We start from the raw sequence: 16067 nt of genomic DNA, 5'->3' as shown, positions 1-16067 counted from the left end.
GCGTTTCTCGCATTATCCGTCCGCAGACGGATCCCTGTTCCCGGCGCGGGCCGGGGAATATCAGAAATTCAAATTCAACGATGCGGTGAAGGTTCTGCCCGGTGCGGGCAGGTCGGCGGTGCCCATCGACGGCACATAGGCAAGATTGGTGACGTTATCGACGGCAAAACGCAGCGCCGCGGTCTCGTTGAATTCCCACGAGCCGTAGATGTCGTAAACCGTGTAATCCTCGACATCGTAGGCCCGCAGTTCACCGGCCTTGCCGCCGGAAGAATGAGTCAGCCGACCGCCGACAGTCAGGCGTTCATCGAAGAACCGCAACCCCGCATCCATGGTCAGGTAAAAGGTCGGCGGAACATAGAGCGTGTCGGAGCTCCTCACCTCTCCGGGCTTGAGTGGTACATTCGTTCCCGATCCCGGCGCCCTTTCGCCATGATAGGTGTAGGTATCGGCATAATCGGTGCTGAGAACGGTTGCCGAGGCGCCGACATAAAACCGGCCGACATCGTAATTGGCCTCGAGTTCGAGACCCTTCATGTAGCTGGCGCCGTTGAGATTGACGAAGGACTGGTAAGCGCGATCACCGACATCCTTGTAGACGTGGCCAAGCGCGATATAGTCATCGACCTCGCGGAAGAAGCCGACGGCCTTCATCCTGAAACTGTCGTCGCCCCGGAACCAGCCGTCGCGGGCATAATTGACACCGATCTCATAGGTATCGGCGCTTTCGGCCTTCAGGTTGGGATTGGGCGCATAGCTGAGCGGTGCACTACCGATATAGTGCTGACCGCCCCACAGCTGCTCCATCAGGGTCGGCGGGCGGAAGGTTTTCGCATAGCGGACAAAGGGCTGAAGACCGTCCCACGGACCAAACGCAGCCGTTACCGAAGGCAGAAACGCGCCGTCCGAGCGGTCAATATCAACATCTTCCTTGGCCCATTCCTGCCAGTACCGTTCGCCTGTGCATATTTCACGCCAAGAACCGGTCGACGCATCCCAGACAGTTTCACATTCGCGGGTGCTGGGATGCTTTCGCATCCATGCGTAAGACCCGATCCCCTTGATCCTGTACCAGTCATAGCGAAGCCCGCCGGTCAGCGAGAGCCAGTCAGTGGGCTCCAAAGTGGCGCTGGCGAAACCGCTGAAGACATCGCGCGTTCCGGTCGGATTCGGCCCGGTAAGCCCTTCATTGCCGGTGAGTTCATCTCTCGGAAAATCAGCATCGACCTGGGTCTTGCCATCGTCGTGAAAACCCTCGATGCCGTAATTGACGGTCAGGTCGCCAAACCGCGTATCGAAAAAGCTGGTATTGTCGATACTGCCGCCGATCGTGCCGAGGCGGTAATGCGCCGGCGCAGACAATATCGTGTTGATCAAAAGCTGCTCGAACTCCTGATCATTCTGCAGGTGGTTGTACCAGAGGCTGACATCGAGATCGACGAGATCGCTCAGAGGGTTCCAGCCGAGATTGGCCGTCACCGTATTGTTGACCACGCCGTATCTGGATTCCTGCGTTCCGCCTTCCAGCGGGCCGGCCGGGATATAGCCGCCGGTGCTGAATTCGGAACTGTTGCGCAGCCAGGTCAGCGTCAGATCGATATCCTCACCCAGAAGCGCCTCACCTTTCAGAATGCTCGATTCCACCTCGGAGCCGGTGAACACCGAAATGCCGTCAATCGTGGTTTCCGGATTGATCTTCACATCGCCATTGGTGCCGAAACTGTAAGCACCCATCTTCTTGCGGCTGTAGCCGCCCAGAACCGAGAAATTGTCGGTGATCCGCGTGGCCGCCACGATCGATCCGTCATACTGGAACTCGTTCGAGCCGCTGGCGCCGTTGAATGACAGGCCCCAGTCATTGCCGGGCAGGATCACGTCATCGGCAATCAGCGTGCGGAAATTGACCGAGCCGCCGAGATTGCCCGCTCCGCCCACACCGGAACCGCCCATCTTGTCGATATCGATCTCGCGAATGAAGGCGGAATCCACATAGGCGCGCGATGTGGAGCCATGACCGGCGATCTGAAAATTCTGCCGCGCGCCGTCGACCATGGTGACGACGCGGTTCTGGTCCTGAAGCCCGCGGATATTGACGGAAATGCCCGGGTCCTGCCCGTTGGAACGGTTGGCGTAGACGCCGGCAACGTTGTCGAGAAGATCGCGCGCATTGCGCGATGGCGATGCAAGGATCGCATCGCGGGAGACAACGCTGAGCGAACCGGCTGTGTCGTAGACCCAGTCCGGCGTGCCCATGAAGCCCGCGCCGGAAGCGCCGCCCGCGCCGGTGGTGACATAGACCGGATCGAGAAAGGTGGAAACGCCGTCATCAAGATAGGACACGTCGTCTTCGATGGGCATTGCGGAAACGATGCTGACGGAGCGCGAGCCGGTCAGCTCATACTGAAGGCCGGTCCCCTGCAGCGCGCGCCCGAGCGCTTCGGTCACTGTCAACTGGCCACTGACGGCATTGGTCAGCGTGTCGGAGGGAACGCCCCCGCCATAAAAGATCCGCCAGCCGGACACGGCGCCGATCCGGGCAACGGTGGAGGCAAGCGAAGACGGCTGCAGATTGAAATCATAGACCCCGGCCTCGACAGCCGTATTGCCGGACGACGATTGTGCCGATGCGGGAGGAACAAATGAAGTCGAAGCCAAAAGCAGCGAGGCGAAACAGACGACGCCCCGTCTTCCGATTACGCGATACACCATAAAGCGAGCATTCCCTGTTTGTATCTGCCGTTTCCGGCAGAAGGCGTTCTTGCCTTCCATCAGATAAAACAAGCGAGTGCGCTAAAAGCGAACTTTTTTACTCAAGTTTTTTTCTAAAAAATCCAACCCACTCCAGATTGTCAGAAAACGACAACAATCCAAGGGGTTATGTGTCTAACGCGTGCGTCCACGGCCGCAGCGATTGCCTGCATTGCCTCTTCCGGATCATCTGTCGGGAAGCTGCCGGAGACCAGACGATCACCAATTCCGCCCCGCATCATGATCTTGACCGGGAGGTAGCGTTCAAGCGTCGCCATCACATGGTCGACCGGCTGCCGGTCGAAGGAAATCTGGCCGGTCATCCACCCAAGTTCGAGACCAAGGTCAACGGTGCTGACCGCGCCGGGCCTGCCGTCATCCAGCGATACTTTTTCAGACGGCGTCAGCGAACGCGTCTGACCCGCATTGCCGGACACATCGACGGAACCGTTTTCGACAACCACGGAAATATGGTCGCCGATCCTGTCGACATCGAAAGCCGTGCCCGTCACCGTCACACGCCCTTTGCCCGCATCGACAACAAACGGCGTGGGAAGGCCGTGCTTCACCCGAAAAAACGCCTCACCACGCAAGATCTCGACGTCACGCCGCTCGCCTTCGGCAAAATTGTTTACAAGCGCGGCGTCCGGCCCGAGAATGACCGAAGACCCGTCGGGAAGCGAAAAGCTGCGTGTTTCGCCATAGGCGGTCTTCATGTCCGCGCGCCAGTTCTGGACGAATGCCGGGTCAATCATCCAGACCGCAACAGCGATGGCGAAAACAAGCGAGGCAGCCATCGCCCAGGGCGTGAAGGCGGGACCGGCCCGCACGCGCGTTTCGGGCCGACAGTCATTGGCAGCAGAGATATTCAACGCCGGCGTGCGCAACATTGCCCACAGCCTGTTCGCCTCTTCATAGGCCTTGCGATTACGGGGACTCTGGCGCAGCCAGTTCTGAAACGAGGCCTCGGTTTCCGGTCCCGTTTCCCCGTCCCTCAACGCCAGCCATTCATAGGCGGCCTTCCGGTCAGCACCGGTCAGGATAATGGATTGCATCGCTGCGTCTTCCTGTTCTTGCTTCCCGTCGTCCCTGTTCATGTGCCGACAGTTTCTCCCGTTCTGGCGCTTTATCAACGGCGTGTGAGCCTCAGGGCAGAAAATAGTCTTCAACTGCGGAGCGGCAATGCTCCATCGCCCGCACCAGATGTTTTTCAACGGCACGTACGGAAATGCCAAGGTCGGCGGCAATCACGGCATTGCTTTCACCGTGGACACGTCGCCGTATGAAAATATGCCGGGTTCTTTCCGGCAACGCACCAAGGGCTTCTTCAAGCGCCGTCATCGCCTGCGCGCTTTCCATTGCGTCCTGTGAGGACGGTTGCTGCCTGAACATCTGCTCCAGCGTCAGGCCGGACAGAATATTCGACCGGCGCATGCGGCCCGTCAAATAGTTCGAACTTTCATTCCGGACGGCGGTAAACAAGATCTTCGTATTTTCCTCTTCGCTCTCGCGGCCACCGCTTGCGAGCAACTTTGTAAAAGCGGTTTGCACGATATCGGCTGCCACCTCGCGATCACGCACGCGCCGGAATGCAATCTGTTCGACATGCCCCTTGTGCATGGCAAACAGCCGCGCCAGTTGCTGTTTCCAAGAAGTCATAAGAAACGAATGTCCCTTGCAACCCGTAGCAGACGTCAGGCCAGGTCTGAGATGCCGTATATTCATGTCACCCGTCATCCGTGCGGACGGCCAGCCGCCCGCCGGAAGAGAGCATCATGAAAGTTGATTGTTTAAATCATGTTTTTTTCTAGCGTCAAGTTTATGAATTTTCCGTTTAGCGGGTTGCCGGAAAACATTTTGCGTCCGGCCAGATCGTTGAGACAGCCGGTCGAAATTCAAACGGTGATGCTTTCAAGGATCCGTCTTGCGGTCTTGGTACCGAAGGTCGCTCGAAATCAGCCGTCGATACGCGATCTGGCTTCGCATCTCAGCCGGCCGAGGAAGTGAGCGTCCTTCCGGTATCCAGAAACGCATTCAGCCGGTCGATATGAGGACCAAGCTCGAAGCCGTTGTCCTTCAGCCAGTCGGGATTGTAATAGGTATCGGTGTAGCGCGCGCCGCTGTCGCAGATCAGCGTGACAAGCGATCCCTCGCGCCCCTCGCGCAGCATCTGCGCGGCAATCCGGCAAAGGCCGAAGAAATTCGTGCCGGTCGAGCCGCCGACCCGCCGGAAAATCCGGTCAGACAGAACATGCATCGCCGCAAGCGAGGCCACATCCGGCACCCGGATCATATGATCGATGACCGTCGGCATGAAGGACGGTTCGACGCGCGGACGTCCGATCCCCTCGATCCGCGAACCGGCCGTGCAGGTCATCGCCGGATCGCCTTTGACATAGCTGTCGTAAAAGACCGAATTCTCGACGTCGACAACACAGAGCCGCGTCGACAGGTTGCGGTAGCGGATATAGCGGCCGATCGTCGCCGACGTTCCGCCCGTTCCCGCGCTCATCACCACCCATTCCGGTTCCGGCTGCGGCTCGTTTTCCATCTGCGCGAAAATGCTTTCGGCGATATTGTTATTGCCGCGCCAGTCCGTCGCCCGCTCCGCATAGGTAAACTGGTCGAGATAATGACCGCCGGTTTCCGCCGCGATCTGCTGAGCGGCCTGATAGACCTCCGCCGACCTTTCGACGAAATGGCACCGTCCACCGAAGCGCTCGATCGCCTCGATCTTCTGCGCCGATGTCGAGCGCGGCATGACGGCAATGAACGGCAGATGCAGTATCCGGGCGAAATAGGCCTCCGACACCGCCGTCGATCCGGAGGAGGCTTCAACCAGCGTCGTGCCCTCGCGGATATAGCCGTTGCAGATGCCGTAGAGCACAAGCGAGCGCGCCAGCCGATGTTTCAGGCTGCCGGTCGGATGGGTGCTCTCATCCTTGAGATAAACCGAGATATTGCCCAGCCCCGGAAACACCGGCTTGATCAGATGGGTATCGGCCGAGCGGCGCGCGTCTCCCTGCAACAGGCCGATGGCGCGCCGCGCCCATTCACGCCCGGCGCATTCCGGCAGGGCAAGCGGCAGATCATCACCTGAAAAAACATCCGTTTCCATGACGTCAGATCTCGATCACCGCTTCGACTTCCACCATAGCGCCCCTGGGCAGCGCCGAAACCTCGTAGCAGGCCCTGGCCGGAAAAGGATCGACGAAGGCCTTGCCGTATTCAGCATTGATGTCGGCAAAACCGGAAAGATCGGTGACAAGAATGGTGGTCTTGACGGTCCTGGAAAGCTCGGTTCCCGCACCTTCTGCAATCGCGGCGATGTTTTTCAGGCACTGGCGCATCTGCTCGACAGCCCCGCCGGGTACGATTTCCCCGGTTTCAGGATCGAGCGGAAGCTGGCCGGAAACGAACAGAAGATTGCCCGAACGCATCGCCTGGCTGTAAGGGCCGATGGCGGCCGGAGCGGTTTCGGTAGAGATGGTCTTCATTGCTGCTTTTCCTTTTCTCCGGGATCGGAATGACCGAGCGGGTGCATCAGCCGGTTTGCCCAGCCGAAAATCGCGATGGCATGGATCAGGTCGATAATTTCGAACGTATCCATGCCATCGGCTTTCAGCCGTTCGATATGGTTCCGGTCTGCCTTCGGCGGCGTTGCCGTCAACGCTTCGGCAAAATCCACGATTGCCGCATCACGCGGCGAAAGCCGGTCGCGCTCCTGCGTCCACAGCGCCGCAATCGTCGCCGACGAACCGGTAAGCCGGATATGCTGGCGGGCATGGACATTGGCGCAGTAGCGGCAGCCATTGACCAGCGAGGCGGCAAGGGCGCCAAGCTCGCGGTCCGGGCGCGGCAGGCCGCCATCGGCATACATGATCGCGTTGAACAGCGTGGTGCGCGCCACATAGCTTTCCGGGTCATGCGCCAGCGTGCGCACATAGGGAGAAACCTTCTTGGCCGAAGGCGTCACCTTCATCGCCTCAAGCTGTTCCGGCGTTGCCTCGCTGACCTCCACCGGCGGCAGATGCGGGTGCCAGGTCAGCGGCTTGATACGGATATTGCCGGGCGCGCTCATGCACATGCCTCCAGAAGCGCCAGCCCGTGGGCAACCCGAATCTGAAAACAGACGAAGGCCAGCAGTTCGGACAGGGCGATCACCTGCGGCACGGAAAGCCTCGCATCCAGAAGCCTGTCGAGACTTTCACGGCTGCTTGCCCCGGGATCGGTGGCAATCATGTCGGTATGCACCGCGATTGCCGCAAGCCTTGCATCTTCCGGCATATCGCCAGATGCCAGGGCGCGGTGATCCTCGCTTTCCGGCATCGGATATTCGGCAAGAAGCCGGTCATTTCCCCCCGTCAGCGCAACACGGCGGCCGATGGCCAGACGAAGATCGTGCGAAAGACCGAGATCATTGTCCGGTGCGAGCACCGCCTTGCGGCAATCCTCCGCGCCATTGAGGAATTCCGGTCTTTGCGCGCGCAGGGAAAAGACGGCGCCGTCTTCGGCAAGCGCGCCGGCGCGGTCGAGTGTATCGGGGCGTTCGTGTGATATCGTCATTGCGGACCCATGATCAGATCGGGGAGCCAGAGCGTAATCTCCGGCACGGTGGCAAGCAGGATCAGCACGATGATCGGCGGGATCATCAGCGGCAGGATCGCAATCGCCAGTTTCTCGAACCGCACCCCAGAAACCGCCGACATCAGATAAAGCCCGACGCCCAGTGGTGGCGTCGCGATCCCCAGAAGCAGCGCCAGTGTGATCACCATGCCGAACTGCACCCGGTCGATGCCAAACGCATCGGCGGCCGGCAGAAGAAGCGGCAGAAGGATGATCTTGGCCGGCGTCGCCTCCATGAAGCAGCCGATCACCACCAAAAGCACGATGGTGAACATCATGAACACCCAGGGCTGGCTGATCGTATCCAGAATGCCGGATGCGAAGGACTGCGGCACCTGTTCGAAGGCAAACAGCCAGCCCATGATCTGCGAAACGCCGATGATCATCATGATCAGAGCCGACAGGATGGCGCTTTCGACCAGTGCATCCCAGATGCCCTTCCAGCGGATCGAGCGATAGAACAGACCGATCAGCAGGGAATAGCCGCAGGCAATCACGCCTGCCTCGGTGGCTGTCGCGAAACCGAACACGATTGCGCCGAGGATGATGGCGGGCGCGATCAGCGCCGGCACGCCCTCGATTGTCGCGCGGCCGAGGTCGCGTATGGTCGCGCGCTTTTCGCGCGGCATCGGCGTCCAGGTCGCAACGACGCGGATATAGACGATAAAGGACAGCGCCACGAGAATGCCGGGCACGATACCGGCGAGAAACAGCCGGGCGACCGACTGGTTGGCAAGCCAGGCATAGACAATCAGGCTGATTGAAGGCGGCACGATCGGCCCGACCAGCGAGGTCGCAACCGTCAGGGCTGCGGAAAACTCGGGCGAATACCCCCGTTTGCGCATCGCCTTGACTTCAAGCTGGCCGAGGCCGGCGATATCGGCGGTAGCGGCACCGGAAACGCCGGCAAACAACAGCGATGCAATAACGTTCACATACGCCAGGCCGGCGCGGAAATGGCCGACCAGCGCCAGACAGAAATTGAAAATACGATCCGTCAGCCCGATCGTGTTCATCAGATTGCCGGCCAGCACGAAAAACGGGATGGCCATCAGGGCCGGCTTGCCGGCGCCATCCAGGATCTGCTGGGGGATGACAAGGCTCATATCGCCAAATCCGGCCCAGTAGAGACCGATGATCGAGCTTGCTCCGATGGCAATCGTGACGGGCACGCCGAGCAGCATCAGAAGGATGAATCCGCCGACAACGATCAGTCCGAGTATCATTCGACAGCTCCGTGTTCGACGGGTTCGCTGTCACGCGGAAAGGGCTCGGCCCGGCCGGTGGCGATCTCGATGAAAAGTATAAGGAAATGCGCGAAGATCAGCGCTGCGGAAATGAACAGCGGCAGGGAACGGCTCCAGATCGGCAGCCCCGTGCCTTCCATCGGCGCGCGCTGCAGGGCGAGCAGTTCGGGTGCTGCCCGCAGGATTGCCACCATCACCGCCATGCCGACAAGACAGGAAAACATGCCCATGATCCGCCGCGGCACCGTGCTCAGGCGCGACATGAAGATATCGACCACCACATCGCGGCGTCCGCGGATATAGGCAAAGAAACCGAACAGCAGCATCCACATGAACAAAAGCAGCGTCCACGAGAACACCCAGCCGAACGCCTGATCGAAAACCGCGCGCCAGATCACGTTGAACAGATTGAGCGTGACCATGACCGCAAGACAAAGCGTCGCCAGCCCCTTGAAGAGGCTGGCGAGCAGATCAAGTGCCCGGTTGAGCGCACCCATCGGGGCTTACTCTTGCCGTGCGGCCTGCACCGCCTGCATCAGGCCTTCCGGCAGTTCACCGGCATCGGCGCGCTGCTGATAGAAGGTCGCCATCTTTTCCACCAGCGGCGCGGTGTCGAAATCGAAATTCACGGTAACCCCTTCCTTCGATTTCAGATCCTGTTCAAGCGTGGCCGAAGCTTCATCGAGCAATTGCCGGCCATAGGCGGCGGCTTCGCTGTGTGCACGCAGCATGGCGTCCTGCTGGTCCGGCGTCAACGCATTCCAGGCATCGGCATTCATCATCCAGGCCACAGCCTGCGGATATTCGTTGGTGCGGATGATATACGGCGCCACTTCATAAAAGCGCATGGATTCGATCAGTTCGGCAGGGGATGTCACCGCATCGACAATGCCGCGGTTGATGCCGTCATAGACTTCGCCCCAAGGCAGAACCCGAACCTCGGCGCCGAGATGGGTCCAGGCGTCGATCACGAGCTGGTCCTGATACTGCCGCAATTTCAGCCCTTCGATATCGTCGGCGGTTTCAACCGGCGTCTTGGACAGAAGCGTGCGGAAGGAGCCGCGCGGCGTATCGGGAATATTGCCGAGAACGGTGATATCGGCTTCTTCCTCGACACTGGCGAGCCAGGACTGGAACAGATCGCCGTTCACGAAGTTCGACCAGTGCTGGTAATCGTCGAACAGGAACGGCGCTGCGGCATAGCGGATACCGTCTTCCCAGCGCGACAGGAAGGACAGGCCGGAGGGCGCAAGCTGCACAATGCCCTGGCTGAGCTGTTCCACGACGGAATCCATCGAGCCGATCTGCTCGTTGGGATAGATGCGCACCGTGATTTCGCCATCGGTGTATTCATCCACCAGATCCGCGAACTTCTGGTAGGTCTGCCCCTCGAAACTGTCGGGGGTCATCATCGAGCTGAGCCGCCACACCTCTGCGGCACCGGCGGACTGGGACATGAACACGGCCGAAGCGGCAATTGTGACGCTCCCCACGAAACGGGCAATAACAGACATGCGGGAACTCCTCTGTGGCTCTTCTTGGGTATCGGTCACGCCAGACATTGCTTCATCTGCGGACCGGCCTGCTTTCTGGTCTTGTCAATATTCATAATTTGGATAATGATTAGCAAATTATGTCAATAGAGAATGGTAAGATTTTCGATGTCAAGGCGCTTGAGGCCTTTCAGGCGGCCATGGCCTATGGCTCGATGACCGGCGCGGCAAAACAGCTGGGCATTGGCCAGCCGGCCGTCACGCGTCTGGTGAAAGACCTCGAAAAGATCGTCGGCTTTGCCCTGTTCCACCGGAACGGGCCCCGCATTTCGCCAACCGATCGCGGCTTGCGCTTTTATGATGAGGTCCAGCGCCTCATGTCCGGCCTGCATCAGATCGGCGACCGGGCCGTCGCCATCCGCGAACAGCGGCTTCCGGCCATCGATATCGCGGCCACACCGACAATGGCCGGCGGCCTGCTCGGCCCGGCGCTGGCCCGGATGAAGGACAGCCTGCCCGGCATCGTCAATATTCAGAGCATGACGGCCGAACATGTGGCCCGAAACCTGACCGGGCGCACCGCCGATTTCGGCGTTTCCGCGCTGCCGCTCGAACATGCCGCGCTGGAAGCGCTGGTGGTTTGCCGCTCCCGCCTTGTCGCAGCAGTTGAAGCCGGCGGACCGTTCGACACGGATACGCCGGTTACACTGGCAGAGATTGCCGCCACCCGGCTTCTGACGGTCGGCAACACGTATCGCATCCGGCGGAAAATCAACCGCGTTTTCAGCGAGGCCGGACTTTCGCCGGAAGCCGAACTCGCGACCAATTCATCGCTCAATGCCCTGATGGCGGCGCGCTCCGGCCTCGGGATTGCGATCATCGATCCGGTCACCGCTTTCGGGATACCCGTCGAAGGCACCGCGATCCGGCAGCTCGATCACGAGATGCCTTATACATGGGGGCTGTTCAGCGCGGCAGGGCGCACGCTTCCCGGTGACATCACCCCCTTCATCGACAGTTTCCGCACGGCCTGCACGACCATTATCCCCGATTGCGTGTTTCACGATCCCGCCGACATCCGGCAGCTCGACCACGCCAGTATCTAGACAAGGACGCGACTATGTCCCAATCCTCCGGGCCCCTTGCTTCCGGCCTCGCCGCCCTCGAAACCGAACTTCAGCGGCAGAAGACACTTCTGAACCTGCCGCCGAAAGCATGGATGCCGGAAACAACCGGACCAGACGGCGCCACCGTGCTCGACGTGGCCATTATCGGCGCGGGATTGTGCGGGCTCGTCGCCAATCTGGCGCTGCAGATGGAAGGCATTTTCAATATCCGCCTGTTCGACCGGGCTGAAAAAGGGCGTGAAGGGCCGTGGATCACCTATGCCCGCATGGAAACGCTGCGCACCGTCAAGGAAGCGGCGGGACCGGCCATGGGTATACCGGCGCTGACCTTCCGCGCCTGGTTCGAGGCGCAATGGGGTGACGAGGCCTGGGAGGCGATGGACCTTGCCCCGCGCACCATGTGGATGGACTACATGAACTGGTTCCGGGCGATGACCGGGGCCGATGTCGTGAATGACTGTGCCGTGACCGGGATCGAACCGGAAGGCGCGCTCCTGCGTCTGGAAACGTCAAACGGTGCGGTTTTCGCCCGCCGCGTGGTCATCGCCACCGGCCTTGATGCCATGGGCGCGCCGCGCCTGCCCGCAATCGCCCGCAACCTGCCGCGCGACAAGGTCTGCCACTCCGCCGATACCTTCGACACCGCGACCCTGAAGGGCAAGCGTGTCGTCGTTGTCGGCGCCGGCGCGTCTGCCATGGACAATGCGGCAACGGCGCTCGAGGCGGGGTGCGCGCGTCTCGACCTTCTGGTGCGCCGCCCGGCCATTCCGGTCATCGACAAGTTTACCGGAACCGGCTCGCGCGGCATGACGTCCGGCTATGTCGGCCTGCCGGATACCATCAAGTGGGAACTGATGAACGAGGGCGACCGCTTTCCCGTGCCGCCGCCGAAACATTCCGTCGAACGGGTTGCCCGCCACGAAAACGCCTTTCTGCATGTCGGCGCCCCTGTCACCGGCCTGGAGGAAACGGAAAACGGCATTCGCGTGGTGACGCCGGCCGGCACACTCGAAGCCGATATCGCCGTTTTCGCCACCGGCTTCGGCATCGATCTGGCGCAGCGGCCGGAGCTTTCCTCCTTTGCCGCGCATATCCGCACCTGGGGCGATGTGATGGGCGCTGAAAAGGCCGCCGCCAATCCCGGTCTTGCCGCCCACCCCTATCTGGATTTCGATTTTACCTTCATCGAAAACGAAAAGGGCGCCTGCCCTTCCCTTTCGAAAGTGACCTGTTTCGCCTACCCGTCCGTGCCCAGCCACGGCAAGGTGACCTCTGGCATTCCGGCCTCCAGCGAGGGCGCGCGCCGGCTTGCCTCCGGCCTGGTCCGCTCGCTTTTCGCCGAGGATGGCGAACTTCACCTCGCCCGTTTCCGCAATTACGATGTGCCTGACATGACCGGCGAGGAATGGCGTCCTTCCGATCTCTCCGTCACTGCCTGAACCAATGGGATGTCTTCCATGACCGATACCGACCTTCATACCCGATCACTCGTCATCGACGCATTGCAATGCTCCGACTTCAACCGTGAAATCCTGCTGGAAGCGCAAAAGGGCGGGGTGACGGCAATCAGCGCCTCGTCTGTTCTCTGGGAAAATTTCGAGGGCGGCATGGAATATGTCATCATGTGGAAGAAGAAGCTGGAGGAGAACGCCGATATCGCCATGCCGGTGAAAACGCCTGACGACATCCGCCGGGCAAAGGCTGAAGGCAAGGTCGGCATTATTTTCGGCTGGCAGAACACCTCTCCGGTGGAAGACCGGCTCGACTATTTCGGGATTTTCAAGGATCTCGGCGTCAACATCATGCAGTTGACCTACAATACCCAGAATTTCTTCGGCGCCGGTTATCTCGAGGCAAATGACAGCGGGCTGACCGGGTTCGGCCGCGAGGCCGTCGACGAGATGCGCCGCTGTGGCATCATGATCGACCTTTCCCATGTCGGCGTCCAGACGGCGCTCGATACGATCGACTACGCGAAACAGCCCGTTGCCATTACCCATTGCCTGCCGCGCGGCCTGAAGGATGTGCCGCGCAACAAGCCGGACGACGTTTTCCGGGCATGCGCCGAAAAGGGCGGCGTGATCGGTACGTCGCTGTTTGCGCCCGGCCTTGCAAAGGGCAATGACGCCACCGTTGCCGATGTCATCGACGCCATGGAATACACGCTCGGTCTGGTCGGCGAAGATCATGTCGCCATCGGCACGGACTTCAACCACAACCGGGCCCGTCCCGGCCCGTGGCTTCTCTGGGCCAACAAGGACAAGGGAACCGGCCGCACGCTGACGGAATTCGGTTCGGCAAAGATCACCAAGCCGGAAGGCATCCGCCGCAACGACGAATTCCCCAATCTTACCGCGGAAATGCAGCGACGCGGCTGGAGCGAGGCCCGGATAGAAAAAATCCTCGGCGGCAACTGGATGCGCCTTTTCGGTGAAACCTGGGGTTAAACGGCCATGAACAGCCCCGTCCGGCGTGCTGTCGTTCTTCAGCTTTTCCATGAGGCCAGCGCCATTTCGCCGCTTCAGGTGCGCCGGACGGAATTCCTCGAACGCCATCATTTGCGCGGCCGCGCTGTGGCCGATGCCTTTCGCGACACCCGCAACTGGATGGGCGGCGTTCTGACGGCACTCGATTTGGCGGAGATGCCGTATGAGATCGGGCTTTGCACGGCCGCCCTGCCGGGTGGCCCCATCGCGGCTGACGATTTTGCCATGCTTGAGGCGGAGTTGTTGGAAAGCCTCGATGCCATTCTTGCCGAAGGCCCCGTCAGCCACGTCTTCCTGCTGCTGCATGGCGCGCTGCTGGCCGAGGGGCGCGACGATCCGGAGGGCGATATCACCCGCGCCGTGCGCAAAAGGGTCGGCGACGCGGCCCGTATCGCCGTGCCGCTCGATTTCCACGCCAACCCCGGACCGGGCCTGATCGAGGCTGCCGATATCGTGCTGGGCGGCAAGCTCTATCCGCATACGGATACGCGCGAACGCGGCGCACGGCTGGTGGAACTGGCGCTGTCGGAGACGGACTGGAAAACGGTACATGTTCCGATGGGCCTTCAGGTGCCCATGCCCCGGCAGGAAACCGTCGATGGCCCCTTCAGCGCACTGGCGGCGCTGACGGATAGGCTGGAAGGCGGCGATATCGGCGACGTCACGCTGCTTGGCGGCTTCCCGTTCTCGATGGCGCCGTTCAGGGGAACAAGTCTTCTGGTGACCACGACAGACAAGACGCAGACAGTGCCCGTGGCAGACAAGGTGCGTGCCGCCATTGATGAACGGCGCGCAGCCCTTCTGGCGCCCGTTCCCGGCATCGACGAGGCGTTGCCCGCAATCCGCGGCGGCCTGTCACGCGGCCGCGTGGTCATCGCCGATATCGGCGACAATCCGGGCGGCGGCGGGCTTGGCGACGTCACCGCTCTTCTGCCCGCCCTCGTTTCGCTGAAAAGGCCCTTCGCCTTCGGTTTTCTGGTCGCGCCCGAACTGGTGACCGCAGCGCAGCAGGCCGGAACCGGCAGCACGATTAACATCGCCGTTCCGGGCGGCACGATTGCCGCCGGTGTCGAGGCGCTGGCCGATATCCGTTACCGCAATACCGGCGCGATGATGCAGGGCGAGATGCTTTATGGCGGGCCCGGCGCGGTGCTGTCCATCGGCTCCTCGCGCATTCTCGTTTCCAGCCTCCGCATTCAGGCCTACGACGTCAACGCGTTCATCTCACAGGGGATCGACCTGGAAAAGATGGACCTCATCGCGGTGAAGTCCATCGGCCATTTCCGCGCTTCCTACACGCCGCTGGCCACCGGCGCTCTGGTGCTGGTCGACAGCGGCGGCTACTCGTCGCCAGGGCGCATCGACGCCGCCCATGGCGCGCCATGAGCCGCACGCCGGGCGAGGTATGATCCTTCAGGGCACCGAAATCACCAGCTTTCCGGTCACATGCCCTTCGGCACTGAGCGCCTGTGCTTCGCCGGTCTTTTCCATCGGGAATGTCTTTTGAACATCGAGCCGCAATGCGCCCTCGGTGTAGAGCCGGGCGGCTTCGGCAAACAAAGCGCCGGGATTTTTCAGCTGCGTGGGCGAGAACAGGGCGCCGCGATCGGATGCGGAAAAATCGGCGATGGAAATGACCCGCGCCGCATCACCGGTAATCTCGATCAGTTCGTCGATGATGCCGGAACCGGCAATATCGAGCGCAATATCCACACCGCCGGGAGCCAGTTCGCGCACGCGTGCGGCAAGGCCCGGGCCGTATGTCGTGGGGGTTGCGCCCAGTTTGCGCAGGTAATCGTGGTTCCGCTCGCTGGCCGTTGCAATCACCGTCAAGCCGCGGTGGCGGGCAAGCTGCACGGCAATCGATCCCACCGCGCCGGAAGCGCCGCTGACAAGCACCGTCTGGCCCGCTTTCGCCTGCACCTGATCGAGAATGCGCCAGGCCGTTTCCACGGCCACGGGCAGGGCCGCGGCCATTTCGAAGGACATGTCGTCCGGCTTCAGCGCCCAGCTTTTCAGCACGACATATTCCGCCGTGGCGTGGTTGCCGAGCCCGAAGACCGCATCGCCGACGGAAACGCCGGTTACGCCTTCTCCGACCTCGTCCACCACGCCGGAAGCCTCGAAACCAACCGTGTGGGGGAACTCCAGCGGCATGAAGTCGCGGAAAATCCCCGACCGCCGCTTCCAGTCCGCCGGGTTGACGCCGGCTGCCCGCGCGGCGATGCGCACCTGACCGGGACCGGCATGCGGTTCGTCCACGTCAACCACTTTCAGGACATCCGGCTCGCCATATTCACTGAACTGGACCGCTTTCATGATCTTTTCCTTTCAGCTTAC

Annotated in this window: 15 protein-coding genes; 4 read left to right on the top strand and 11 right to left on the bottom strand. The window is 61.1% G+C overall.

Annotated elements, in window-relative coordinates:
• Positions 1–60: 60 nt before the first annotated feature.
• From ABID12_RS01090 to ABID12_RS01045, 10 genes are all read right to left on the bottom strand, one after another.
• Positions 61–2709 (bottom strand): TonB-dependent receptor, encoded by a 2649-nt coding sequence (locus ABID12_RS01090; protein WP_354432751.1) that lies wholly within the window; start codon positions 2707–2709, stop codon positions 61–63.
• A 140-nt stretch (positions 2710–2849) separates the two neighbouring features.
• Entirely contained in the window at positions 2850–3803 is a 954-nt protein-coding gene (locus tag ABID12_RS01085; protein ID WP_354432750.1) for a FecR family protein, read from the bottom strand.
• A 91-nt stretch (positions 3804–3894) separates the two neighbouring features.
• Positions 3895–4485: an RNA polymerase sigma factor gene (locus ABID12_RS01080; RefSeq protein ID WP_106306892.1), complete on the bottom strand. Its 591-nt coding sequence runs from the start codon at positions 4483–4485 to the stop codon at positions 3895–3897.
• A gap of 250 nt (positions 4486–4735) precedes the next feature.
• Positions 4736–5866, bottom strand: coding sequence for a PLP-dependent cysteine synthase family protein (locus ABID12_RS01075; protein WP_354432749.1), 1131 nt, complete (start codon positions 5864–5866; stop codon positions 4736–4738).
• A gap of 4 nt (positions 5867–5870) precedes the next feature.
• Positions 5871–6245 (bottom strand): RidA family protein, encoded by a 375-nt coding sequence (locus tag ABID12_RS01070; protein ID WP_354432748.1) that lies wholly within the window; start codon positions 6243–6245, stop codon positions 5871–5873.
• The gene (locus tag ABID12_RS01065; RefSeq protein WP_354432747.1) at positions 6242–6829 is read right to left on the bottom strand and encodes a peroxidase-related enzyme; all 588 of its coding nucleotides are present in this window, start codon (positions 6827–6829) and stop codon (positions 6242–6244) included. The genes ABID12_RS01070 and ABID12_RS01065 overlap by 4 nt, the downstream gene beginning before the upstream one ends.
• A complete protein-coding gene (locus ABID12_RS01060; RefSeq protein ID WP_354432746.1) occupies positions 6826–7314 on the bottom strand; it encodes a hypothetical protein in 489 nt (162 codons plus the stop codon). The genes ABID12_RS01065 and ABID12_RS01060 overlap by 4 nt, the downstream gene beginning before the upstream one ends.
• Positions 7311–8600 (bottom strand): TRAP transporter large permease, encoded by a 1290-nt coding sequence (locus ABID12_RS01055; protein ID WP_354432745.1) that lies wholly within the window; start codon positions 8598–8600, stop codon positions 7311–7313. The genes ABID12_RS01060 and ABID12_RS01055 overlap by 4 nt, the downstream gene beginning before the upstream one ends.
• Positions 8597–9118, bottom strand: coding sequence for a TRAP transporter small permease (locus ABID12_RS01050; protein WP_354432744.1), 522 nt, complete (start codon positions 9116–9118; stop codon positions 8597–8599). Before ABID12_RS01050 ends, ABID12_RS01055 begins: the two co-directional genes overlap by 4 nt.
• A gap of 6 nt (positions 9119–9124) precedes the next feature.
• Positions 9125–10135: a TRAP transporter substrate-binding protein gene (locus ABID12_RS01045; protein WP_354432743.1), complete on the bottom strand. Its 1011-nt coding sequence runs from the start codon at positions 10133–10135 to the stop codon at positions 9125–9127.
• 119 nt (positions 10136–10254) lie between these two features.
• Here ABID12_RS01045 and ABID12_RS01040 point away from each other — a divergent pair, with 119 nt between their 5' ends.
• Genes ABID12_RS01040 through ABID12_RS01025 form a run of 4 tightly spaced genes read left to right on the top strand, consistent with a single transcriptional unit; the run spans position 10255 to position 15113 of the window.
• Positions 10255–11220 carry a LysR family transcriptional regulator gene (locus ABID12_RS01040; protein WP_354432742.1) on the top strand — a complete coding sequence of 322 codons (966 nt, stop codon included), beginning with the start codon at positions 10255–10257 and terminating at the stop codon, positions 11218–11220.
• Positions 11221–11234: 14 nt separating this feature from the next.
• Positions 11235–12680 (top strand): NAD(P)-binding domain-containing protein, encoded by a 1446-nt coding sequence (locus ABID12_RS01035; RefSeq protein WP_354432741.1) that lies wholly within the window; start codon positions 11235–11237, stop codon positions 12678–12680.
• 18 nt (positions 12681–12698) lie between these two features.
• Complete coding sequence (locus tag ABID12_RS01030) at positions 12699–13688, top strand: membrane dipeptidase (RefSeq protein WP_354432740.1); 990 nt, start codon at positions 12699–12701, stop codon at positions 13686–13688.
• Positions 13689–13694: 6 nt separating this feature from the next.
• Positions 13695–15113 (top strand): M81 family metallopeptidase, encoded by a 1419-nt coding sequence (locus tag ABID12_RS01025; RefSeq protein ID WP_354432739.1) that lies wholly within the window; start codon positions 13695–13697, stop codon positions 15111–15113.
• 27 nt (positions 15114–15140) lie between these two features.
• Here the strand turns inward: ABID12_RS01025 and ABID12_RS01020 are convergent, their stop codons facing one another.
• On the bottom strand, positions 15141–16046 hold the full coding sequence (locus ABID12_RS01020; RefSeq protein ID WP_354432738.1) for an NADP-dependent oxidoreductase: 906 nt from the start codon (positions 16044–16046) through the stop codon (positions 15141–15143).
• Positions 16047–16067 lie beyond the last annotated feature (21 nt).

Origin of the sequence: Martelella mangrovi (assembly GCF_040545495.1) — a bacterium.
GTDB classification, from domain to species: domain Bacteria; phylum Pseudomonadota; class Alphaproteobacteria; order Rhizobiales; family Rhizobiaceae; genus Martelella; species Martelella mangrovi.
The sequence above is the reverse complement of the archived record's forward strand: the minus strand, read 5'-3'. Positions and strand labels throughout refer to the sequence as shown.